The organism is Acinetobacter sp. V91_7 (genome assembly GCF_031799075.1).
GTDB lineage: Bacteria > Pseudomonadota > Gammaproteobacteria > Pseudomonadales > Moraxellaceae > Acinetobacter > Acinetobacter calcoaceticus.
Genome location: NZ_JAVQNT010000002.1, coordinates 1 through 24,128, shown reverse-complemented (window position 1 = coordinate 24,128; position 24,128 = coordinate 1). Strand labels below are relative to the sequence as shown.

21 protein-coding genes, 2 tRNA genes, 1 other RNA gene and 2 pseudogenes are annotated in these 24,128 nt (G+C 39.2%); 11 read left to right on the top strand and 15 right to left on the bottom strand.

What is annotated here, in order from left to right; translation table 11 throughout:
* From RMB03_RS00280 to RMB03_RS00260, 5 genes and pseudogenes are all read right to left on the bottom strand, one after another.
* Positions 1 to 67, bottom strand: a pseudogene (locus tag RMB03_RS00280) (elongation factor Tu); the annotation flags it as partial.
* Positions 68 to 160: 93 nt separating this feature from the next.
* Positions 161 to 2,299, bottom strand: coding sequence for an elongation factor G (gene fusA, locus RMB03_RS00275; RefSeq protein ID WP_004641624.1), 2,139 nt, complete (start codon positions 2,297 to 2,299; stop codon positions 161 to 163).
* A 177-nt stretch (positions 2,300 to 2,476) separates the two neighbouring features.
* Positions 2,477 to 2,947 carry a 30S ribosomal protein S7 gene (rpsG, locus tag RMB03_RS00270; protein ID WP_004638185.1) on the bottom strand — a complete coding sequence of 157 codons (471 nt, stop codon included), beginning with the start codon at positions 2,945 to 2,947 and terminating at the stop codon, positions 2,477 to 2,479.
* Between the two features lie 160 nt (positions 2,948 to 3,107).
* Positions 3,108 to 3,482 carry a 30S ribosomal protein S12 gene (gene rpsL / locus RMB03_RS00265; protein ID WP_002050319.1) on the bottom strand — a complete coding sequence of 125 codons (375 nt, stop codon included), beginning with the start codon at positions 3,480 to 3,482 and terminating at the stop codon, positions 3,108 to 3,110.
* A gap of 199 nt (positions 3,483 to 3,681) precedes the next feature.
* Positions 3,682 to 5,001, bottom strand: coding sequence for an EcsC family protein (locus RMB03_RS00260; protein WP_311072999.1), 1,320 nt, complete (start codon positions 4,999 to 5,001; stop codon positions 3,682 to 3,684).
* 300 nt (positions 5,002 to 5,301) lie between these two features.
* Here RMB03_RS00260 and RMB03_RS00255 point away from each other — a divergent pair, with 300 nt between their 5' ends.
* From RMB03_RS00255 to RMB03_RS00235, 5 genes are all read left to right on the top strand, one after another.
* Positions 5,302 to 6,531, top strand: coding sequence for a beta-ketoacyl synthase N-terminal-like domain-containing protein (locus RMB03_RS00255; protein WP_004641618.1), 1,230 nt, complete (start codon positions 5,302 to 5,304; stop codon positions 6,529 to 6,531).
* Positions 6,532 to 6,549: 18 nt separating this feature from the next.
* On the top strand, positions 6,550 to 7,002 hold the full coding sequence (gene hemJ / locus RMB03_RS00250; protein WP_003653300.1) for a protoporphyrinogen oxidase HemJ: 453 nt from the start codon (positions 6,550 to 6,552) through the stop codon (positions 7,000 to 7,002).
* A gap of 183 nt (positions 7,003 to 7,185) precedes the next feature.
* On the top strand, positions 7,186 to 7,746 hold the full coding sequence (locus tag RMB03_RS00245; protein ID WP_005042683.1) for a hypothetical protein: 561 nt from the start codon (positions 7,186 to 7,188) through the stop codon (positions 7,744 to 7,746).
* Positions 7,747 to 8,131: 385 nt separating this feature from the next.
* A complete protein-coding gene (locus tag RMB03_RS00240; protein ID WP_311072991.1) occupies positions 8,132 to 9,757 on the top strand; it encodes an NAD+ synthase in 1,626 nt (541 codons plus the stop codon).
* Positions 9,750 to 10,778 carry a hypothetical protein gene (locus RMB03_RS00235; protein WP_311072989.1) on the top strand — a complete coding sequence of 343 codons (1,029 nt, stop codon included), beginning with the start codon at positions 9,750 to 9,752 and terminating at the stop codon, positions 10,776 to 10,778. The genes RMB03_RS00240 and RMB03_RS00235 overlap by 8 nt, the downstream gene beginning before the upstream one ends.
* 43 nt (positions 10,779 to 10,821) lie before the next feature.
* On the opposite strand, the gene RMB03_RS00230 is transcribed toward RMB03_RS00235, so the two are convergent.
* The 6 genes and pseudogenes from RMB03_RS00230 to coaD all read right to left on the bottom strand — a co-directional run bounded on the left by RMB03_RS00230 (position 10,822) and on the right by coaD (position 13,100).
* Positions 10,822 to 10,898, bottom strand: a tRNA-Met gene (locus tag RMB03_RS00230).
* 199 nt (positions 10,899 to 11,097) lie between these two features.
* Positions 11,098 to 11,665, bottom strand: a pseudogene (cntB, locus tag RMB03_RS00225) (carnitine monooxygenase, reductase subunit CntB); the annotation flags it as partial.
* A 155-nt stretch (positions 11,666 to 11,820) separates the two neighbouring features.
* Positions 11,821 to 11,897 (bottom strand) — tRNA-Met (locus RMB03_RS00220).
* A 63-nt stretch (positions 11,898 to 11,960) separates the two neighbouring features.
* Positions 11,961 to 12,316, bottom strand: an RNA gene (rnpB, locus tag RMB03_RS00215) — RNase P RNA component class A.
* A 27-nt stretch (positions 12,317 to 12,343) separates the two neighbouring features.
* Entirely contained in the window at positions 12,344 to 12,607 is a 264-nt protein-coding gene (locus RMB03_RS00210; RefSeq protein ID WP_003653306.1) for a YfhL family 4Fe-4S dicluster ferredoxin, read from the bottom strand.
* 1 nt (position 12,608) lies between these two features.
* Entirely contained in the window at positions 12,609 to 13,100 is a 492-nt protein-coding gene (gene coaD, locus RMB03_RS00205) for a pantetheine-phosphate adenylyltransferase (RefSeq protein WP_080026429.1), read from the bottom strand.
* 134 nt (positions 13,101 to 13,234) lie between these two features.
* Here coaD and smpB point away from each other — a divergent pair, with 134 nt between their 5' ends.
* Positions 13,235 to 13,711 (top strand): SsrA-binding protein SmpB, encoded by a 477-nt coding sequence (gene smpB / locus RMB03_RS00200; protein ID WP_003653310.1) that lies wholly within the window; start codon positions 13,235 to 13,237, stop codon positions 13,709 to 13,711.
* A 47-nt stretch (positions 13,712 to 13,758) separates the two neighbouring features.
* On the opposite strand, the gene RMB03_RS00195 is transcribed toward smpB, so the two are convergent.
* The 3 genes from RMB03_RS00195 to rluD all read right to left on the bottom strand — a co-directional run bounded on the left by RMB03_RS00195 (position 13,759) and on the right by rluD (position 16,303).
* Complete coding sequence (locus RMB03_RS00195) at positions 13,759 to 14,310, bottom strand: flavodoxin family protein (RefSeq protein ID WP_045125059.1); 552 nt, start codon at positions 14,308 to 14,310, stop codon at positions 13,759 to 13,761.
* A gap of 192 nt (positions 14,311 to 14,502) precedes the next feature.
* Positions 14,503 to 15,240 (bottom strand): peptidoglycan editing factor PgeF, encoded by a 738-nt coding sequence (pgeF, locus tag RMB03_RS00190; RefSeq protein WP_311072982.1) that lies wholly within the window; start codon positions 15,238 to 15,240, stop codon positions 14,503 to 14,505.
* Positions 15,241 to 15,250: 10 nt separating this feature from the next.
* A complete protein-coding gene (gene rluD, locus RMB03_RS00185) occupies positions 15,251 to 16,303 on the bottom strand; it encodes a 23S rRNA pseudouridine(1911/1915/1917) synthase RluD (protein WP_045436676.1) in 1,053 nt (350 codons plus the stop codon).
* Between the two features lie 71 nt (positions 16,304 to 16,374).
* Here rluD and RMB03_RS00180 point away from each other — a divergent pair, with 71 nt between their 5' ends.
* A complete protein-coding gene (locus RMB03_RS00180) occupies positions 16,375 to 17,538 on the top strand; it encodes an outer membrane protein assembly factor BamD (RefSeq protein WP_311072978.1) in 1,164 nt (387 codons plus the stop codon).
* A gap of 157 nt (positions 17,539 to 17,695) precedes the next feature.
* Positions 17,696 to 19,564: a DNA primase gene (locus RMB03_RS00175; protein ID WP_311072977.1), complete on the top strand. Its 1,869-nt coding sequence runs from the start codon at positions 17,696 to 17,698 to the stop codon at positions 19,562 to 19,564.
* Here the strand turns inward: RMB03_RS00175 and hemA are convergent.
* Complete coding sequence (gene hemA / locus RMB03_RS00170; RefSeq protein WP_311072975.1) at positions 19,561 to 20,844, bottom strand: glutamyl-tRNA reductase; 1,284 nt, start codon at positions 20,842 to 20,844, stop codon at positions 19,561 to 19,563. The genes RMB03_RS00175 and hemA overlap by 4 nt on opposite strands.
* A gap of 88 nt (positions 20,845 to 20,932) precedes the next feature.
* Here hemA and RMB03_RS00165 point away from each other — a divergent pair, with 88 nt between their 5' ends.
* The 3 genes from RMB03_RS00165 to ispE are packed head-to-tail and all read left to right on the top strand — an operon-like array spanning position 20,933 to position 24,077.
* Entirely contained in the window at positions 20,933 to 22,642 is a 1,710-nt protein-coding gene (locus RMB03_RS00165) for a tetratricopeptide repeat protein (protein ID WP_311073033.1), read from the top strand.
* Between the two features lie 4 nt (positions 22,643 to 22,646).
* Positions 22,647 to 23,225: a lipoprotein insertase outer membrane protein LolB gene (lolB, locus tag RMB03_RS00160; protein ID WP_311072973.1), complete on the top strand. Its 579-nt coding sequence runs from the start codon at positions 22,647 to 22,649 to the stop codon at positions 23,223 to 23,225.
* A gap of 18 nt (positions 23,226 to 23,243) precedes the next feature.
* The gene (gene ispE, locus RMB03_RS00155) at positions 23,244 to 24,077 is read left to right on the top strand and encodes a 4-(cytidine 5'-diphospho)-2-C-methyl-D-erythritol kinase (protein ID WP_311072971.1); all 834 of its coding nucleotides are present in this window, start codon (positions 23,244 to 23,246) and stop codon (positions 24,075 to 24,077) included.
* The last annotated feature ends 51 nt before the right edge of the window (positions 24,078 to 24,128 follow it).

Genomic DNA, 24,128 nt, shown 5'->3' with positions numbered 1-24,128 from the left:
GGTCAACGTGACCGATTGTGCCCACGTTTACGTGTGGCTTATTACGTTCAAACTTGGCTTTAGCCATGATGATCTTCCTTTATAAACTGCTCATGCAGGGTCACTGCACGAGCGCTTGGTTTTAACTAAGAATTAGTTTGGGCTTATAGTAATCGAAAGATTACTCGTCGTCACCTTTTTTACCGCCAGTCTGGAACTTAGCGATGATGCCTTCAGCCACGTTACGTGGAGTTTCAGCGTATTTAGCGAATTCCATAGAATAAGTCGCACGACCTTGAGACATAGAACGCATTTGAGTCGCGTAACCAAACATCTCAGCCAATGGAACTTCTGCTTTAATTGCTTTTGTTCCACCAGGAAGATCATCCATACCTTGAACCATACCACGACGACGGTTTAAGTCACCCATGATATCGCCCATGTAGTCTTCTGGAGTTTCTACTTCAACTTTCATGATTGGTTCAAGAAGGATAGGATCAGCTTTCATGAAACCGTCACGGAAAGCGTACGAACCAGCCATTTTGAACGACAATTCATCAGAGTCGACATCATGGTAAGAACCATCGAATAATGTCGCTTTGATACCCACAACAGGGTAACCAGCTAATACACCATTCTTCATACGTTCTTGAATACCTTTGTCAACCGCACCAAAGAATTCTTTAGGTACAGTACCGCCGACAACTTCTTCAGCGAATTGGTATTCTTTACCAGCTTCTTCAACATCCATAGGCTCTAAACGAACATATACATGACCGAATTTACCTTTACCACCTGTTTGACGAACGAACTTACCTTCTTGCTCAACAGTCTTTTTGATTGTTTCGCGGTAAGCAACCATTGGTTTACCAATGTTCGCTTCAACACCGAATTCACGCTTCATACGGTCAACGATGATGTCAAGGTGAAGCTCACCCATACCAGCAATAATTGTTTGACCAGATTCTTCATCTGTACGAACGCGGAACGATGGATCTTCTTTAGCCAAACGACCTAAAGCAATTGACATTTTTTCTTGGTCAGCTTTAGTTTTTGGTTCAACAGCCAATGAAATTACTGGCTCTGGGAATTCCATACGCTCAAGTGTAATGATGTTTTTCTCATCACATAATGTATCACCAGTAGTAACGTCTTTAAGACCTACACACGCTGCGATATCACCTGCACGGATTTCATCAAGATCTTGACGTTCGTTCGCATGCATTTGCACGATACGACCGATACGTTCACGCTTAGATTTAACTGGGTTATAAACCGGATCACCTTGTTTAAGAACACCAGAATAAACACGTACGAATGTTAAGTTACCTACGAACTTGTCGTTCATGATTTTGAACGCTAACGCAGAGAACGGAGCTTCGTCAGATGCTTCACGAGACGCTTTAGTTTCGTCTTTGTCGTCAAGGATACCTTCGATCGCTTTAACTTCAGTAGGTGATGGTAAGAATTCAATTACAGCATCCAACATACGTTGAACACCTTTGTTTTTGAACGCAGAACCACAAAGCATTACTTGAATTTCAGAAGCTAATGTACGAGCACGTAAACCTGCAATGATCTCTTCTTTAGAAAGATCACCTTCTTCAAGGTACTTGTCCATTAATTCTTCAGAAGCTTCAGCCGCAGCTTCAACCATTTTGGTACGCCATTCGTTAGACGTATCAACTAGGTCAGCTGGAATTTCAGCATATTCAAACTTCATACCTTGAGATGCTTCATCCCAGATAATCGCTTTCATTTCGATAAGGTCAACAACACCTGCAAACGTATCTTCTGCACCGATTGGCACAACGATAGGTACAGGATTACCACCTAAACGAGTTTTAACTTGCTCAACAGCACGGAAGAAGTTTGCACCAGTACGGTCCATCTTGTTCACGAATGCTAAACGAGGCACTTTATATTTGTTTGCTTGACGCCATACAGTTTCAGACTGAGGTTGTACGCCACCAACTGCACAGTAAACCATGCACGCACCGTCAAGAACACGCATAGAACGTTCAACTTCGATTGTGAAGTCTACGTGTCCCGGGGTGTCAATTACGTTGATACGGTGTTGTTCGAATTGGTTACCCATACCAGACCAGAAACAAGTTGTAGCAGCCGAGGTAATTGTAATACCACGCTCTTGCTCTTGTTCCATCCAGTCCATTGTTGCTGCACCATCGTGTACTTCACCAATTTTGTGAGATACACCTGTGTAGAACAAAATACGTTCTGTTGTAGTTGTTTTACCTGCGTCAATGTGCGCAGAAATACCGATGTTACGGTAATTACTAATTGGGGTTTGGCGAGCCATGATGTCTACATTCCTAAATGTTATATTTAAAACAGGACGCATCAATTAAATTGATGCGTACAAATATCCAAGCAGGCAACTTAAATACCCGCAAAGCTCCCACTTTGATAAAGAGCAATGTTGAATCGAGCTGCTGTACGCATGAATATTCTCCTGATTAGGGACTGTTTTATCCGCTTAGAAACGGTAGTGAGAGAAGGCTTTGTTGGCTTCAGCCATACGATGCACGTCTTCACGTTTTTTGATTGCTGCACCTTTACCTTCAGCTGCATCAAGCAACTCACCAGCAAGACGTAAAGCCATCGTTTTTTCAGAACGCTTAGCAGCAGCATCTACTAACCAACGCATCGCTAAGGCAGTACGACGGGATGGGCGTACTTCCATAGGTACTTGATAAGTAGCACCACCAACACGGCGTGCTTTTACTTCAACCATAGGACGAACTTTTTCAAGAGTAGTCTCGAAAAATTCAACTGGGTCTACTTTGTTTTTTTCTTGAACACGTTCTAAAGCACCGTAAACGATACCTTCAGCAACAGATTTTTTACCATCTTGCATTACGTGGTTCATGAATTTAGCGATTGTTTGGCTGCTAAATTTTGGATCTGGAAGGATCTCACGAGCAGCGACTACGCGACGTCTTGGCATTTTAATACACCTAATAATATGACACTTCAGGATAATCCAGCAGTTTGTACAAGTGTCATGTACACGACGCTGGCCTTACTATACGTCGCTTGAATTACAAATCTATGAAGAATTCAAACAAGCGAAACGCTAAAGGGCTTATTGGACTAGTTTCCTAGAATTACTTCTTAGGACGCTTAGTACCGTATTTAGAACGTGATTGATTACGATCTTTAACACCAGCACAGTCTAATGAACCACGAACGGTATGGTAACGTACACCTGGTAAGTCTTTAACACGACCACCACGGATAAGAACAACACTGTGCTCTTGTAGGTTATGACCTTCACCACCGATGTAGCTAGATACTTCAAAACCTGAAGTTAAGCGAACACGGCAAACCTTACGCATAGCTGAGTTAGGTTTTTTAGGTGTAGTTGTATAAACACGTGTACAAACACCACGACGTTGTGGACAAGCCTTCAACGCAGGAACTTTGGATTTTTCAACCAAAGTCGTACGACCCTTACGGATCAACTGATTCGTTGTTGCCATATGGCAATTCTCCCGTTATTAAAAAACCTTAAAAAGAAATACCTCTTTTTAAGGGCACATAATTGTAAGCTAAGATGCAAAAATGGTCAACACGGCAATACTTACCAAATGTTGACCATATCAATCTTTGACAGGATAACTTACAAATTTAAATAGAGTTCAAATTTTATTTTTAAACCTCTTATTTGTAAGCGTATTGTTAAGAGTATTTTTTATCATCCAGCTCCTCCTCATCTTCCTCTGGAGCTAAAGCTGGTTTTTGCTCAGTATGCTCATGTTCCTCTACATGTTTATCGGCAAGTTGCTCGATACCCTGATGAACATTTTCCTGAATTTTCTCTTCGCTCTTTTTACTTTCTGTCGGCTTTAAGACAATAGATACTTTTGAAATTACCTCATGATTTTCTACTTTATGATGATGCGCAGCGTGAATATTGCCATCTTCACCAACATTTAAAAGACGTGGACTGGCTTTCTGAATGAGTGTAACCGCAGCATAATAAGCCTGTAACGGAGATAAATGCTCACTTGGATGTTCATTTAAATAATGTCTTGCAGCGCCAAAGATAGCTTGTGCTTTATGACCAACATCCTCTTGTAGTTTCCAGCTATATACTGCGCTTAAAACAGCACCAGCAACTGGTGTAACTTTACCAAAGGCAGAGAGCTTCGGAATACGATTCAACCAAGCCCATTTAAACTCTCCATCTTCATCGACTAACCAGTTCTTTAAAGTATCAAAATCAGTAGTTGAACCTAACACTTGCTGAAATTGATGAATATCTTGCGTTTCCAACATATTTCGCAATGTTTTTAAAGCTAACAATAAAGTTTGCTTTTCAGCAATCAGACTAATATCAACTTCTTTAAAAATAAACTCGACAACATCTTGGTCAGTAACTTCTTGAAGGTCAAAGCCATGTGATCTTCCTGTCTGATAAATCGTTCTCAAGACCAACACGAGTGAAACAGGAACATCTACAGCAGCGCCAACCACACCTGACACACCTGTGATTGCCCCTTGTATTGTCGCAATTAATTTGTTTTGTTCAATGAGCGCCTGACTTAAGCGTTGAGAACGGCCCGTATCCTTAGTTAGTTCAAATAAATCTTTAGCCCCCGCTTCTTCCAAGATTTTTTCAGTTAAGGTGCTTTTTGAACTAAAGTCATTCAACCAATCAAATAAATAGCCCGAGACTTTTTGATCCCAATCTGGGGAAAGAAATGTAGCCACACCATTTACTTTTGTAAAATGCCGTCCAAAGACCTGACGAGTTACTTTCGGTAATTGTTCTCGAAGCATTTGTTGAGGACTTTCATATTGCTCAACTTCAAATGGGCTTTTTGTTCTCGATCTACCTTCAACCGTTTTACCAGCTGGAATTGGTTCAATCACCTTACTTACATCACCTGATTGGCTCTGTTGCAAGATACTCAATCCTGTAGAACTGAGCTTTTTAGCCACTCCGAAGACCTGAGAAAACAAATTGTCAGATTGATTATTATTGAATTTTGTCATCAAGTACCTCGATTTTTTAATTTATCTAATTAGACATAAATACTAGGTGGAATGTGGATTTATCTCAACTTGTATGTGTGTATTTTAGTTAACCCTAAATGCAACATACCATGTATTTAGTTATTTTTTTTAAATGTAAAATTGTCATAAAGATTTGCCATAAGAAATAAAAATCCTTTCTGCTATCATGTTAACAACGAAAAAACATGAGTCTTGTTTTCTTATAGCTATATTCTCCTATTCATTTTCATAGCTGTTGATCACCATAGACTCTTAATATCACCATAAAGGGACCTGTAGATGAAACGTGTTGTAATCACTGGTATGGGTATTAACTCATGTATCGGTAACTCTTTAGAAGCAGTTACTCATTCACTTCAAAACGGAATCTCCGGGACACGTTTTAACCCAACTTATGCTGAACTCAATTTTAAAAGTCATGTGAGCGCTGCTGCGGAACAAGATTTTGATCATATTGACCGTAAGTTAAAACGCTTTATGGGCGTATGTGCAATGTACGCTTACAATGCTGCTGTAGCTGCTGTTGAACATGCAGGACTTACTGCTGAACAAATCGGTGGTAATCCACGTTACGGTATCGCAGGCGGTTCAGGTGGTGGTTCAACTGCATCTGTTGTTGAAATGACAGAGCTTTTAGAGACTAAAGGTGCACGTAAAGTAGGACCTTTCTTCGTACCACGCAACATGTCAAACACGATTACTGCAAACGTAGGTGTTGCATTTAAATTGCAAGGTATTGCTCATACCATTACGAGTGCTTGTGCAACTTCTGCTGACGCAATTGGTTATGCGTACAATCTTATTCAACTTGGCAAACAAGATCTTATGCTTGCTGGTGGTGGTGAAGAAGATCATTGGTCTCAAAGTTTATTATTTGATGCAATGGGTGCGCTTTGCTCGAAATATAATGAAACTCCAGAAACAGCATCTCGTCCATATTCAGCAGACCGTGACGGTTTCGTTATTGCTGGCGGTGGTGGTTTCGTTGTACTTGAATCACTTGAACACGCTCAAGCACGTGGTGCCAACATTTTAGCTGAAGTTGTTGGTTATGCTGCAAACAGCGATGGTGCAGACATGGTTGCTCCAAGTGGTGAAGGCGCTACACGTTGTGTATTAATGGCACTTGAAGAAGCTAAGCAACATGGCGTAGACAAAATTGACTATGTGAATACACATGGTACATCTACTCCAGCTGGTGACATTACAGAACTTAAAGCAATGGAACGTGCATTTGGCGAAGGCAATGTACCTCCTCTTAGCTCAACCAAATCTATGACAGGTCATAGCTTAGGTGCAGCTGGTGTACAAGAAGCCATTTACTCAGTTCTAATGATGCAAAATGACTTTATCGCACCAAACATCAATGTGACTGAACTAGATGAAGGCGCAAAACCTTTTGATATCGTACTTGAAAAACGTGATGCAAAATTGAATACTGTAATGAGTAACAGTTTTGGCTTTGGCGGTGTTAACGCTTGCCTCATTTTCAAGAAGTGGGATGCATAATCCCACGTAGGATTATCGATGGATGCACCTTCTGATGCTTTTTTGTGGGTAAAAGCATTACATATTATTGCTGTGGTTTGTTGGTTCGCTGCTTTGTTCTACTTACCACGCTTATATGTTTACCATGCCATGAGTGAAGATGCTGCTAGTCATCAACGCTTTGAAATAATGGAACGTAAGTTGTATCGCGGAATTATGTGGCCTTCTATGATTGCCACATTAATTACCGCCCATTTTCTTGTGGAATGGGGCGATGCAACTCGACATTACCATCAGGCAACATGGTTTTATCTTAAAGTTGCTTTAGTCGCGTTATTAGTCATCTACCATTTGGTATGTGGCTACTATCGTAAAAAACTTATCGGAAATGCACACTATAAATCACATAGGTTCTGGCGTTTCTTTAATGAAATGCCAACTTTAATCTTATTTGCTGTAGTGATTTTAGTTGTCGTAAAGCCTCAGTTTTAACTGGGGCTTTTGCTTTTCCGAGCAATTTTTTTAATTTAGACAATAAAAACTCGCAGAGTTATCCCTATATTTAACTTTTTTCAATCAAAAGCATAAAATCAACGCTCTCTTAAAGTTATACCCAATGAGTAACTCTGACCCTTTATTTACTAATAAGTAATCTATACTATCCTAAAGAAATAGATGAACTCATTTAATGGCAAAGCTATGCTAACCCTTACTGCCCTTAAACACTCAACCCAACAACAATTTATACGTCTTACGCTTTTTATTTTTCGTCACTTAAAAAACTATCCCATCAGATATCTAACGGCTCAAGAAAAAGTATTAGCACAACTTGTTTTCGGTGACATGCTCAATTGTGAACAACCTAAAATTATTGCTACTCGCTACCTTCCTTGGCAGTCTTGCGGTATTTTTATGGCACCAAATGGAAATATTTACGTCAACCCTTCCGACTACAGTGAAAATTACGCTCTAGAATCTAAATTTATGCAGGGTATTTTTATTCACGAACTCACTCATGTCATGCAATATCAAAAAGGTATTCATGTACTACTTAAAGGTGCATTGTTGCAATCGGCCTATTATCTTAGCTTTAAAAATTACAATCCCTATAAATACACCTACTCTCCCCACAAGGCGTTTAGCTCTTATAACATTGAACAACAAGGTGAAATTGCCCGTGACATTTGCTCTGGGAAAATCCCAAATATTATCTGTTCACCTCAACTTCATTTGTAACTAAATAATCAGTCTTTCTTTGAGCGTAACATTTTTTGCTTAATGTAAATGAGAATTCTTATAAATCAGAAATACTTATCTAAACAAGAAAGTCACGCTTACTTAATTCAAATTATTGAAAAAAATATAACGCGCTTATTCCAAATTGGCTTGTGATAAGGCAGTATACAAACAATAAAAATAATGAAGCCTGTTTCTATTCTATACAGAAAATCTCGTTATTTTTACGCAGAAAATATGTGATTGGTATATATTATTGATCTTGACATTTTTGTTTACTATTTTAATTGTTTACTATCGTATCATACACATCGTTGAAAAATTATATCTATAAAAATCAACAGTGTGTGTATCTATATTCGTTATGATCTAGGATTAGGTTTGAATGAAAAGTTTTAAAGTTGCCCTTGCTCAGTTTTCTCCGCATATTGGCAATATTGACTCAAACACCAAAAAGATGATTGAGCAAGTGAATCAGGCGAAAAAACAAAACGCTGACCTGATTATTTTTCCCGAGCTTTCTGTTATTGGTTATCCAGCTGAAGACTTACTGTTACGTCCAAATTTAAATAAACGTATGCAAAAGGCTTTTGCTCAACTTGCCGAAGTTAAAGATATTGTCATGGTTTTCGGATTTGTAAACCAAACAGAAGATGGTCAACGTTATAATTCTGCTGCTGTCATGAAAGACGGTCAAGTTTTGGGTGTTTTTAACAAACACAATTTACCAAACTATGGCGTCTTTGATGAAAAACGTTATTTCCAAAAAGGACATCAGCATTTGGTGTTTGAATATCTTGGACATAAGTTTGGCGTATTGATTTGTGAAGATATCTGGTCAATTAATACCGTAAAACAGTTAAGCCAAATAAATGTTGATACTGTTCTTGTACTCAATGCATCACCATATGAAGTCGGTAAACCACAACACCGTACACAAACCTTAAGTGAACTTGCAAAACAACTTCATCTGAATATTGTTTACGTTAACCAAGTGGGTGGACAAGACGATTTAATTTTTGATGGCACAAGTTTTGTCAGCAATAAAGATGGTGAAATTGCTTTACAAGCACCGAGCTTTAAAGAAGACCTCTACATCGCTGAATTTGACCCAAAAAACAAATCATTTAAAGTCACAGAATCAGCTCCTGCTTTAGAGACTTTTGCAGAGATCTATCAAGGGTTAGTTCTGGCCACACGTGATTACGTCGAGCGTTCAGGCTTCCCAGGTGTAATTTTAGGTTTATCTGGCGGTATCGACTCTGCCCTTACACTAGCTATTGCTGTTGATGCAATCGGTGCAGAAAAAGTACAAGCCGTAATGATGCCTTATACCTACACTTCTCAAATTAGTGTTGAAGATGCAGCAGAACAAGCTCGTCGTATGGGTGTGACTTTCGGTATTGCTGAAATACATTCAGTTGTAAATAGCTTTATGCAAACCTTGTATCCTTTCTTTGGCAACTCACCAGCAGATGCAACCGAAGAGAATTTACAAGCGCGCGCACGCGGCACATTACTCATGGGTTTATCAAATAAATTTGGTAATTTAGTACTCGCTACTGGCAACAAGTCTGAGCTTTCAGTTGGCTACTGTACACTTTATGGTGATATGGTTGGTGGTTTTGCTGTTCTAAAAGATGTTTATAAAACGATCGTATTTGAATTGGCAAAATACCGTAATAGCTTAAGTGAAACTCCTGTTATTCCTGAACGTGTTATTACTCGTCCACCTTCAGCAGAACTTCGCCCAGACCAAAAAGACCAAGACTCTTTACCTGCATATGATGTATTAGATGCCATTCTTTACGCATACATTGAAGAAGATTTAAGTCAGGCAGATATTATTGCCAAAGGTTTTGATAAAGAAGTAGTTGAAAAAGTTATCCGTTTAGTTGATCGTAATGAATATAAACGTCGTCAAGGCGCGATTGGGCCGAGAATTACTTCTCGTGCATTTAGTCGTGAACGACGTTATCCGATTGTCAACGGTTGGACAGCGAATGACTGAGCAGAAAAACTCATCAAAAACCACAGCACTTGCTCAAGCACTTTTGCTTGAGCAGGTGGAATTTTTCAAAAAACAATTATCTATAGAAAACTCACCTATTTATTTCCAGCAGTTCATTCAACTCTTTATGCAACATGCTGACGAAATCAAGCTTCATGAAGTGGTGGATTTAGAGCAACTACAAGCCGTTGTGAAACGCTATGCTTTTGAAATGCAGCTAGGTGCTGGTTTACTTGAGTTTATTGGGGAAATTGCGCAGCGTATTTATCTGTCTGCTATGAAGTCTCCAATTCAGCTACAAGATCTGGTGTCCGATCACCAATTTGAAATGTGGCTCTCCAAATTTTTAGAAATGGAACATATTCCTCATTATCTCAACCAGTTTTTAAGAACTAGCCCCGCCGTTCAACAACTTTGCCAATATATTGCGACCTCGACCTTAGAACAGAAAATACCAAAATTTCTAAATGCATCTAGAGTAGATGACTATCATTTTGAATGGCAACATAAACTCAAAAAATTCTCTTTTTTACAACAACAACGTCTTGAGCATAAACTTGAAACTTGGATTGCCAGCTTTATTCACGAGCAACTCACAGAATTAAGTCTTTTGTCGACTGAAGATTTAGAAAGTCTGATACGACATGTGTGGGAAGATCTTAGACATAAAAAAATGTATGAGTTTATGAAACAGTTAACTCCTCTTGATGTTGAAGAGTTCTTTGTTTTAATTTACGAATATTGGAAAGAATTACGCCAGTCACAATTTATGCAAGATCTTATTTTGTATGGTGTAGAAGTTTTTTATGAATTTTACAAAGACGAGAGTTTATTTGAAGTATTAAGTGAGATTGGTTTAACCGAAACCGATTTACAAACTGAAGCTTTACGTTTTTACCCTAAGGTCATAAATGTCTTTAATGAACACGGTATTTTAGAGCCGTTACTTCAAGCGATTTTAGCTCCTTTTTATCAAAGCCCAAAAACACTCGATATGATTGAAAAACATTTTAATGGGTAAAAAAAAGACAAAAAGAAACCATGCATGAGCATGGTTTTTAAAATGGTGGCTATGACGAGACTTGAACTTGTGACCCCCGCATTATGAGTGCGGTGCTCTAACCAACTGAGCTACATAGCCGTAAACTGTGTGCGCATTATCTATAGTTCTACAGAGCAGGTCAAGAGTCCAAAATCATTAAATTCCATCAAATGAACAAATAAGATTCAGATCACCTTTATTTGTTCATTTTTTAGCAAATTTATGTTTTAAATAGTTGATCGACCACAGAAATGTATTAAAAATCTAATACCAGTTTTTTATCTTTTTCCCGCGACACTCAAGTCATCATACTCAACTGTGAAGTCTTTCCTATCTCACTAAGGTATTGATCAAAATGTTCTCTGCTTTACCTTCCAAAATAACAGTTTCACATGTATCGCATACCCCTTCACAACATAAGCATTCCACATCAATATTTAATGTTTCAATGGCTTGTAAAATCGTCTGATTACTTTGTACTTCAATTTCTTAATTAGACTTAGCAAGTACAACCGTAAATGCTTCACCATCTTCAGGAACTGTTGAAGCAAATTGCTCCCAATGGATGTATTCATCGCGGTAACGATGCTTATTACAGCAATCAATCACAGCATCAATCATGGGTTTCGGCCCACAGACATAGACATGCGTGCCTTTAGGTTGTGATGAAATCAGTTCATCCAGATTTAATGAGCAACCTTCTGAGGCAACATAACTAAACAGATGTTTCTGCTTTAACTCATCTAACAAAGCCGCATGTTCAGGTGAGCGATAAGCATAATGTAGTTCGTACTCAGCACCACGCGCTGCAAGCTCATCCATTTGAAGCAAGAATGGTAATACCCAATACCACCTGCAATTAAGATGCTTATTGCCTTAAGCTAACAGGAATAATTTTTAAATATAAATAAGCTAATAAAAAAATCAAAAACATCTCATCATTATAAAGTCGATCTTTACAAACTGTGTTTAATCAAAAAAAAGCATAAAAAAAGACCACGCAGGAGCGTGGTCTATAAAATGGTGGCTATGACGAGACTTGAACTTGTGACCCCCGCATTATGAGTGCGGTGCTCTAACCAACTGAGCTACATAGCCTTAAACTGTGCGCGCATTATCTTAGTTTCTTTAATGCACGTCAAGAAAAATTTTAAATAAATTAGGTGAAGTGAGCCTATAAGCCGGGTTCTGTCGAGGATGGTCATTCCTCTAGGCGTACAATCACTCATACGCTCAAGCGACCTACCCGAATCCAGTACGGGCCGTACCTCAGGATTCCTATTTGGTCTTGCTTCTGGTGGGGTTTACCATGCCGTGAACTGTTACCAGACACGCGGTGCGCTCTTACCACACCCTTTCACCCTTACCTCACGAATGAGGCGGTCTACTCTCTGCTGCACTTTCCGTCGGCTTTCACCGCCCAGGCGTTACCTGGCACCCTGCCCTATGAAGCCCGGACTTTCCTCCCCTGCTTCAGTCACGAAGACCTCCACAGCAGCGACCATCCAGCTCACTTCAGGGGCGCATATTAACAAATTTATTTACTAATTGCTCGTGCTTTTTTGAGCAATTAATTTTTTATATTTGTCGAATAGCTGTTCTTCCGTTTCCTCATGCTCTGGATCTTTAGGAATACAATCTACAGGACAAAACAATTGGCATTGCGGTTGGTCATGATGACCAACGCATTCAGTGCACAAATCTGGATGAATTTCATAAATCACTTCACCCATGAAAATTGCTTCATTCGGGCAAACTGGTTCACAAACATCACAGTTTATGCATTCATCGGTGATATATAACGACACGTTACCAACCTTGTTGATGTTTACGTTCAAAGGCCTCAACCACAGCTTGCGGCACAAACTTGGTTACATCCCCTTTTAAACGAGCAATTTCCCGAATCAATGTCGAAGAAATAAAAGAGTACTGCTCAGATGGTGTTAAAAACACCGCTTCAAAATGTGGGTCAAGTTGACGGTTCATATTGGCAAGTTGAAATTCATATTCAAAATCAGAAACCGCTCTTAAACCACGAAGTACTGCGGTTGCCTTTTGTTCTTTGAAAAAATTAACCAGTAAACCATCGAAGCCTACAAATTCAACATTTGATAGATGGCTTAAAGATGATTGTGCCAGTTCAACTCTTTCTTCTAGACTGAACAAGGGGTTCTTATGATGTCCAATTGCAATTGCTACTATAACCTCATCAAACATTCTTGATGCTCTAGTAACTAAATCAACGTGTCCATTCGTGATGGGGTCAAATGTTCCAGGATAAATTACACGCGTTTTAGACATCCGCTAGTACTCTAATTGTATTGTGAACCTATTTTAGCAAAAGTTATACATGAGGCGAAATATTCATGTGCAGGAAAAACTTCACCTTAGCATCAGTTTACGGCACAATAGGCATAATTGTGGAAGTTTGAATTATGGCGAAAGCAACAGTAGTGAAAAAACACAATGGCGGAACAATCGCACAAAATAAACGTGCCCGTCATGATTATTTTATCGAAGAAAAATTTGAAGCGGGTATGTCACTTCAAGGTTGGGAAGTAAAATCCTTACGCGCTGGGCGCATGACTTTGACGGAAAGTTATGTCATTTTCAAGAATAGCGAAGCATTTTTACTTGGCTCACAAATTCAGCCTTTATTATCGGCTTCGACCCATGTGGTACCTGAAGCAACACGTACCCGTAAGTTATTGCTCTCCCGCCGTCAGCTTGAACACCTGATGGGTGCAGTTAACCAAAAAGGTTACTCATGCGTTCCTTTGGCGTGTTACTGGAAAGGTCATTTAGTCAAACTTGAAATTGCACTTGTGAAAGGTAAACAACTTCACGACAAACGTGCAACTGAAAAAGACCGTGACTGGCAACGTGATAAAGCTCGTATATTTCATAAGTAATTTAATGAAAAGCCTCTTTTTTAGAGGCTTTTTTGTTATGGAATTTATTAATTTAGCCTATATAAAAGTCCAGCAATATATTCACCAAACCATTTAGCTGTATCTAAGTCACCTTGTGGAGGAGTGATCTCAACAGGAGCATTGTCTGACTGGGTCATTAAGCCTAAACAACTCGATAATCGGTTTAAATCTTTTTCACTATGCCCTGTGGTCATTAAAGGTAAACCTGACCACAACATGCCATGTTGCATGGCAAAAATATTTAATTGTTGTAAGACCGCTAGTTTATCGCCACTCAATCCGCCCGAATTTGCAAAGCCAGCCGCAAGTTTGCCTTGCCATAAGCGCTCTTTCCAACGCTTAGAAGTACTGTCCATAAACTTTTTAAAGTCGGCAGTCATACTTCCCATATATGTAGGAGATCCAAAAACAATACCTTGTGATGCATCAAGCGCATCCCAATCAATATGCTCAATATTCATTAGATGTACTTTTACCCCCATCACCTCTGCACCAGCAGCAATAGCGAAAGCTACCTTGGCGGTATGACCATATGGACTGTGGTAGACAATAGAGAGATGTTTTTCAGGCAAAGACATAAGATTAAAATTTTGAGCGATTTTTTCTATTTTATCATTTTATTAGCGCTTGCTAAACCTACATCTATAAATATGAAATACAAGCGTTTCAATACGGTTCACAATCGTAATATCTTCAAACTCAATAAAAACTCTCTTATTCTGTTTAATTAAGACAAAATAAGAGAGTAAATTTACTTATGTTTATAAAGCTTATATAAAAACAAAGGTAGCCATACGTCCAGTCTTCGCATCACGGCGATAAGAAAAATAATCATCACTCTGTTGATAAGAACATTGATCTCCACCTAAAACCTGTTTCACACCTAGACTCTGCAAAATAAAACGCGCAATTGCATATAAATCTGCATGAAATTTATTGGGAGCTGCCCCCTCAACAAAAGCTGTTTCTAACTCTGGATATTTATCACAAAAAGCAGCCTTTACTTCAGCCCCAATTTCAAAACAAGGTTGGCTGATCGCAGCTCCTAACCATGCCCAAGTTGGAGGGTTCTGCATCGCGGCAACTGTATTTTCAATAATGCCACCTGCTAAACCACGCCAACCTGCATGCAAGTTTGCGACTTCCGTACCTTCGGCATTTCCTAACACGATAGGTAAACAATCAGCGGTCATCATCATTAAAGCATGACCTTTGGTTTGAGTGACCAAACCATCACCGATTAATGCCTTAAAAGGAATTTGTTCATTTACTGTATGGCAAATCGTACTATGTGTTTGAGTCATCCATGTCATTTTTTTAACACCGAACTTCGCAAACTCATCTAGCAATATCATGCGATGTTGCTGAACACGTTGTGCCTCATCGTTGACATGTAAAGCCAGATTAAAGCCAGACAACTCTAGTTGATCCGTTGGTAATGCCAAAGGATGTTGAACACGTGTCTGACCTACAAATATGCCTTGAGGTAAACCTTGAACAAATTCCATACACGTATCCTTAATATGCAGCGTTTTCTGAACGTAACACATTCACTAAATGTGTAAAATCTTCAGGCCACGGCGCTTCAAATAGCATTTCTTCACCAGTACGAGGATGTTTTAAGCCCAATTTAGCTGCATGCAACGCTTGGCGTTTAAAACCACGTAAAGTGTCAATGAGTAATTCAGACGCCCCTGCAGGTACACGTACACGGTTCATATAAATCTGATCGCCGATCAGTCCATAACCGATATAACTAAAATGCACACGAATCTGATGAGTTCGGCCTGTTTCAAGACGAGCTTGTACACGAGTAAAATCTTTAAAGCGTTCTTTTACATTGTAATGGGTCACAGCATCGCGCCCGCCCGGTAAAATTGCCATTTTCACACGGTCAACTGGATGACGTTTGATAGGTTCATCAATAGTACCGCCGGCAATAATATTTCCATAAACAACTAAGTCGTATACACGGTAAACCGATTTATTTGCCAACTGTTTACTTAAAGAAAATTGTGCCTCAAGGCTCTTAGCAACGACTAACAAACCGCTGGTATCTTTATCAATACGATGTACTAAACCAGCGCGAGAAAGTTCCGACAATTTTGGGAAATGGTAAAGCAAAGCATTAACTAAAGTTCCAGAACTATTACCAGCCCCTGGATGCACCACCATGCCGACTGGTTTATTGATGACTAAAATGTCGTCATCTTCATAGACAATATTAAGTGGAATATTTTCAGGTTGGCTCGTGGTTTGAGCTTCGAGCTCAACTTCGAGTGTAAGCAGTTCTGTCCCTTCACAACGGTGCTTTGGCTTGACAATGTTACCATTCACCAACAGATGTCCATCCTTCAACCATTGTTTAAGCTTTTCACGTGAAAACTCATTCCACACCAAGGCTGCTACCTGATCGATACGTTGTCCCAGATAGCTTTCATCTAGCTGAACTTGCAACGATAAACGTGTTGCAGTTGTATCAGAAGTATGGTTATCTGCATCCTCAGAATCTTCAAGTAAATTGAAGTCGGTTTCAGATAAGTTTGTGTTTGAAGATTGTGCTGAAGTCATTTGATCATTGAGATAAAAGTGGTTTAATAGCGCAATTGTAGCTCATTGCCCAACATAACAGAGGAGTTTTTATGTCGCTACCACGTTATAAAATTACGATGCTTGCCTTATCTTTAGGTTTAGCGTCTGCATTTGTGGGCTGTAGCAGCAATCCAAGTAAAAAAGAAGTGGTCGATAGCGGCCCACAATCTAGTGAACAAGCTTACTTCGAAAAGGCCCAAAAGTCGCTTGACCGTGGTCAATATCTTGATGCGACCAAGTCTTTAGAAGCAATCGATACTTATTATCCGACTGGACAATACGCACAACAAGCACAACTTGAACTTCTCTATTCGAAATTTAAGCAAAAAGATTATGAAGGCGCGATTGCCTTAGCAGAACGTTTTATTCGTTTAAATCCTCAGCATCCAAATGTGGATTATGCTTATTATGTTCGTGCTGTAGCGAATATGGAGCAAAACTACGATAGTTTGATGCGCTATACATCTTTGCAACAATCTCATCGTGATGTGAGCTATTTAAAAGTTGCTTATCAAAATTTTGTTGATTTAATTCGTCGTTTCCCAAGTAGCCAATATTCTGTTGATGCCGCTCAACGCATGAAATTTATTGGACAAGAACTTGCTGAAAATGAAATGACTGCTGCACGTTTTAATGTTAAACGTAAAGCTTGGATCGCTGCTGCAGAGCGTTCTCAATGGGTAATTGAACATTATCCACAAACTCCTCAAGTTCCAGAAGCTTTAGCAACTTTGGCATACAGCTATGACAAATTAGGCGATAAAGCAACTTCACAACAATATATTGAAGTTTTAAAACTCAATTATCCTAACCTTGTGAAAAAAGATGGTACGGTTAACATGCGCGCTGCCCGTAAAGAAGGCAACTGGATTAACCGTGCGACCCTAGGTATTTTTGGTCGTGAATCTACTGCAGCAACACCAGAAAGCACAAGTGAATCAGAAGCTCCAAAACGTGGCTTCCTTAATCGTGTTAGCTTCGGTTTAATTGGCAATTCAGATAAAGAAGAAACTGCTGAGCCAGAGCAAACACAAGTTGAAGCACCAAAATCAGAACGTAGCTGGACAAACCGTTTAAGCTTTGGTTTATTAGACAAACCTGAGCCACAAGCAGCAGAAAATACAACTATTGCTCCTGCTGTTAGCTCTACAGATGTATCAACTGATACTCAGCCAGATGATGCAACGCAAGGTACTAGCGACGCTGCTCAATAAGTTACAAATTTTAAAAAGCACCAATAAACAGGCAAGTGATACCACTTGCCTGTTTGTTTTTATAAAATATTAAAATATTTATTGGATAGATCTTGCCTCATCATGTCAGAATATTCTGAATCACTCTCTCATCAGTTTTAATACGGTTATCTGAATTATGGCAATTCCACAACATACGATTGATCAAATTTTAGATCGCACAGATATTGTCGATCTGATTGGTCAGCGTGTGAAACTGAAAAAGACGGGACGTACATATTCCGGCTGTTGCCCTTTTCATCAAGAAAAATCTCCATCGTTCCATGTCTATCGAGACAAGCAGTATTATCACTGCTTTGGGTGTCAGGCCAACGGTAACGCGATCCGTTTTCTGATGGACATTGATAACCGAAACTTTATAGATGTAATGAAAGAGTTATCGAATAGCGCTGGAGTCGAACTACCCAAAGATAATACCGAAAACAAAAAACTGTCTTATACCCGTCAGGTTACAAAGCCGCCAGTTGCTAAAGCAAATACGGCGGAGCACGTGGTTCCTCAGCAACCAATAGATGACAGCTACAACACGCTTGAACCGGTATTTTTTGACGACCCTTTTGCCCAATTTGAACAGCCTTTCAACTTTGAGGAACCAGTTCAAGAAGGTAATTTATATGACTTACTGGAAAATATTGCACAGTTCTATGAACACCAATTACCTAACAGTCAAAAAGCAAAAAACTACTTTAAACAACGTGGCTTAACTAATCAGACGATTCAATTTTGGCGCTTAGGCTATGCACCAGAAGATTGGCAACACCTAGAGAAAGCTTTTCCTTATGACATTGATGGTTTAAAGCAACTTGGGCTTATCCGTTCAAGCGATAATGGTCGTGATTTTGACTTATTACGTGACCGTGTGATTTTCCCGATTCGAGACCCGAAAGGCCGCGTCGTTGGTTTTGGTGGGCGTGCCTTAAATGATGAAATAAAACCCAAATACATTAACTCACCTGACTCAGAGGTCTTCCATAAGAATCAGCTACTTTACGGGCTTTATGAAGGTAGAAAACTCAAATCTAGCGACTGGTTAATGGTTGAAGGCTATATGGATGTCATTGCACTTCAGCAATATGGCATTACAGGGGCTGTAGCGACTTTAGGGACTGCAAGTAATACAGAACATCTTAATATTTTATTTAAACAAAATAGCCGTATTACCATTGCTTTTGACGGTGATGCTGCTGGGCAAAAAGCAGCACGCAGAACCTTAGAAATTGCTTTACCACTTCTCAATGATGGACGCGAACTCAAATTTTTCGTACTACCGAATGACCATGACCCCGACTCTCTGATCCGTCGTGAAGGGCTTGAGAATTTCCAAAAACTATTACAACAGTCCCCTCTTTTGTCTGATTTTGTCTTTGCTCATTTAACAGGTCAACACGACATTAGCACCCCAGAAGGCAAAAGTTTGGTCATGGGAGAACTCAGAGAACTGACTGAACTATTACCGAAACAGGGCTCTTTCCGTTATTTACTCAATCAATCTTTCCGTGAAAAACTCGGACTAGGTAAACGTTTTACACCACAAATTAGCCATGATGCCTCGCTCTCATTTAACATTCATACTAAAGATGAAGACTTTGCGATCGCAATTTTAATGCATCACCCTTTTCTTTATATTCATTTTGAAGGGCTACGTGCTTATATTCATCAAGATGAATTATTAGCAAAAGTACTGGCAATTTTAAATCGTATTTTTGATGACTTACCGGATGATCAAGAGCTGGCAACATATTATGTTTTAGGTGCTTGTAGCAACTATTGCCATGAAATTGCCGATATTATGCAAAGAACCAATATCCAGGCATTAACGCAGGCACCAGAAGTGGCCGACAAGTTAGCCCAAGAATATGCTTTAGGCCTAAAAGAAAGATATTTACGTCAGAAACTTAAATCGCCGATTTCTCTCATTGAATCACGAAATTTAAGACAACAGCTTAATGAATTAACCAAACAAATTAGTTTAAGACTCTTGTCTTAATGTTTTGGTTTACGCTCATGATCAAACACATCCTGTAAATGCTGTTGTAACCATTCAAAATAATCAGGATTTTCTGCCTTGGCAGCTTCGCGTAGCAAAATAGATGTCGGATGCATAAGCTTTTGCGTCAAACGATGCGCAAATTGCTGTAATACTTGCTCAGCATTCTCACCGTGATGTAAAGCCTCTAATGCATGCGTCAGCTCTTGTTGGCTCACTTCTTCACTATGTTGGCGGTAAGCGTGAATTGTGCTGCCCGCCTCTTTAACTTTTTGATGAGTAATAAGCTGGGTAGCTAACTGATTCACCATTACTTCTGCTTCAACAGCTGCCTGACGTCGTTGAGCGAGGTTTTCCTCAATCACGCTTTGTAAATCATCAACACCATACAAATAGACGCCATCAAGCGATTCAACTTTAGGATCTATATCACGGGGTACAGCTAAATCAACCATTAACATTTGTTGATAGCGACGTTTCTTTAATGCAGCCTTAACATCAGGATAAGCAATCACTTGATATAAACTACCAGTACAACTCGACACCACATCAGCACGATACAAGTTTTCAGCCAATGCTGAAAAATCAATAATTTCAACTTCAGCCTGATGTGAAATCTCTTGAGCCAATTGGTCAGCACGCTCACGGCTACGATTACAAATAATAATTTTGGCGACGCCCATTTCAGCCAAATGTTTAGCAACCAAGCTATTCATTTCACCCGCAGCAACAACCATCACAGTAAGTTTTTCGGGCTTACTAAAAACCTGTAAAGCTAATTGTGCAACTGCATACCCCATCGAAACGGCATGGCTGCCCACCGCAGTTTCGGAACGTACACGTTTAGCTGCATAAAAAGCATATTCAAAAACACTGTTTAATTCAGGAGAGACCGCTTGGGCTTCTTTAGACAATGCCAAAGCACTTTTAACCTGCCCTAAAATTTGCGGCTCACCGAGCATGAGAGAGTCTAAGCCGCTCGCTACTCGCATTAAATGTGTAATTGCCTGCGTGTTCTCGTAACGATAAACATGATGAATTAAGTGCTTTACATCAATATTATTAGCATCAGCTAACCATTTCAGAAGGCTTTCGGCATTTTCCGCCATAGCATAAACTTCTGTACGGTTACACGTCGAGACGACCACCAAATCCTTTAAGCTTTGGTGGTGGCTTTGTTCGGCAAGCAAACGGCTTAATCGCTCTGCATTGAAAGCAATTTGTTCGCGGAGTTCGACAGAAGCTGTTTGATGGTTGACACCCAATGCAAAGAAAGACATATCAGATCATCATTTCGCTAAATTTATGCTATTGTGCAACATCGGTGTCATAAAAAGCATTACTTTGGATCAATAAAAATTGCGTCAAATGAATAGCCGTATTAATTTTAACGGTGCTTCGATAAGACAGTATTCTACCACATTCTTATTGTTAGGTAGCATGTCCTCGCATGTCTATGCACGCCCTGTGCAAGAGACCTATGCCGTGCATTCATTTGATCAGGCATTAGAGCAAACTATGGTCGCTGAATTTGCTCTGGCTTATGATGACATTCCTAACGCTTTGCACAATTACACAGTACTCGCAATCAAAAGTAACTCTACTTCAATTAAACAGCGAGCTTTAGATGTTGCCCTTGAATATAATGATTTTCAAGCTGCTTTAAACATTGCTACACATTGGGTAGCCCAAGAACCCAAAGATGTACCTGCTTTATTCTATTTGTCCCATATTGCTTTAAAAACACATGAATACCAGCTTGCCGCTGAAACATTAGATAAAATTTTAAAAATAGATCCTACTGCCGATTTAGAACAAATTTTAGCGAGTATTGCCCCAGAGAATGCTCAAGATCGAGAAGTATTATTAACAGCTTTACGTTCTAGCTCTGAAAAAAACAACCCTTCTATTTTAGCTCTTATCGCCAACCTAGAAGCCCAAAATGGCCAATTAGAATCTGCTCTAACCAACATTAACAAGGCACTACGCCGACGTCCTAAAGTGACGAGCTTTATTTTAATGAAAGCAAACCTACTCATTGCTCTTAGCGATCAAGAAGGTGCGCTTAAATGGTATGCAAATTCCAGCCGTAAATATAAGAAAAATTTAGATATTCGTTTAGCTGAAATCCGTTATCTTATACAACTTAATCAATCTCAACTGGCTTTAGAAAAGCTTGAAAACGTTATAGAGGCTAATCCCAAAGCTGAAGAAGCATTGTTTATTGCAGGCTTAACCAGCATTGATTTAAAACAATATGACAAAGCAGAACAATATCTTGTTGACCTACGAAACTCTGCAAAATACCAAAATGAGGCTTATTACTACTTAGCAATTAATGCAGAACGCAAACAACATTATGAATCAGCAAAAGCTTACTATCGCTTAGTTGATGGCAGTTTATACGTTGTTTCAAGACGTAATTTGATTGCGATTTATGATAAGCAGGATAATTTACACGATGCTTTACGGTTCCTCACTCAAGAACGCGTAAATTACCCTCAACATGCAAGTTTCTTATATCAAGCTCAAGCTGAAATTTTAAAGAAAATGGGCAATAAAAAAGCTGCCTTAAATTTATTAGATGAAGCGATAAAAAATTTACCGGATGATCCAGAACTCATTTATGCAGAAGTTTTATTACTTGATCCATATACTGACCGCGATAAACTCGATAAAACATTAAAGCAATTATTACAACTTGAGCCCAACAGCCCAACTTACCTAAATGCGTATGCCTATACACTAGCCCTGCAAAACCGTAGGTTAAAAGAAGCACGTCAATATGCAGAACAAGCATTAGAATATGCGCCGGAACAAGCCTCAATTCTAGATACGCTTGGCTATATTGCATTTTTACAGAATGATTATGAAGGTGCAGCAGAAGCTTTAGGCAAAGCTTATGAACTCAGCCATAATGTAAATATTGGCGTTCGTTATGCTAAAGCCCTGTATATGCAAGGATCATTAACTCAATTTAGCGCTGTGTTACAACAACTGAAACAAAAACATGCCAATGATCCACAATTACAACAGCTTGATGCGTTAATTTTACCGACATCTGCAAAAAAGAGTTAAACATATGAGCAAATTTGCCCAACTGTGCACAGCGATCTGTGGATCAAGTGTATTATTTCTAACCGGTTGTCAGCATTTTACTCAACCTAAACCCGCGGTTACCCAGCAAGTTCAAGATGAAAAACACTTTAATTTACAAGGTAAGATCGGGGTTCGCACGCCACAGCAAACTGGTAGTGCATTTTTCACGTGGATTCAACAACAAGATAATTTTGATATTGAATTAAGCGGCATTTTAGGTGTAGGAAAAACCCAAATTCAGGGTAAACCCGGTGAGGTGAAGTTAAATAGTGCTAAAACAGGGTTAATTACTGCAGCCTCTCCAGAAGAACTTTTAGAGCGCGCAACTGGTTGGCAAGCACCCATTACTCATTTAACAAGTTGGATATTGGCTAAACCTGCAACTTTAAGTGCTCAAATCAGTAAAGATAATGAAAATCGTGTAAACCAACTCATTGAAGACGGCTGGACAGTTAATTTCAGTTACGATGGTGAACAAACTTTGCCAAACAAACTGGTTTTAAAGCAAGCTCTTGCTGAAGATAAAGAAAACCGTATTACAATGGTCATCCAAAACCGCTAAGTCTAATTATATAAATCTATGATTCGAGTTCCTTCTCCAGCTAAGCTCAACCTGTTTTTACATATTACAGGACGTCGTGAAAATGGTTATCATGAATTACAAACCATTTTCCAACTCATTGATTTATATGATTGGATGATATTTACACCGACTTTAGATGAACAAATCGAAATTGATGGATTGAGTGAAGTTCAACCTGAAGAAAACCTGATTTATCGGGCTGCTCAAATACTAAGACCGCATGCAAAAAAATTCTGCGGTCTAAACATCAAAATTGAAAAAAATATTCCAATGGGTGCAGGTCTGGGCGGAGGTTCATCCAATGCTGCCACAACCCTGATTGTGTTAAATCAATTATGGAAATGTGGTCTAAATAAAGAACAACTTGCAAACTATGGCGTAAAGCTCGGTGCCGATGTTCCTATTTTTATTTATGGTAAAAATGCATGGGCTGAAGGTATTGGTGAACATTTATCATTCATAGACTTAGATCAAAAACAGTTCATTATTTTAAAACCTGATTGTTTTATCAGCACTCAATTACTTTTTTCACAAAAAACATTGACAAGAGACTCTAAGACCACTAAATTTTGCGCCTATCAGTTAGAACCTTCTAATTTTGGAAATAACTTTGAGCCATTGGCCCGACAGTTATACCCTGAAGTAGAAGAAGCAATGCAATATTTAGATCAGTTTGGTCAAGCAAAGCTTACAGGTACAGGTGCTTGTGTTTTTATTGAAGTAACGAATGAAATGAATATTGATGAAATTCTTAAACATTCACCATGTAAATCTTACTTGGTAAATAGTTTAAAAGAATCTCCTCTTAATCATTTTAAGGTTACATGTTAGGGGCGTCGCCAAGTGGTAAGGCACCGGGTTTTGATCTCGGCATCCGTTGGT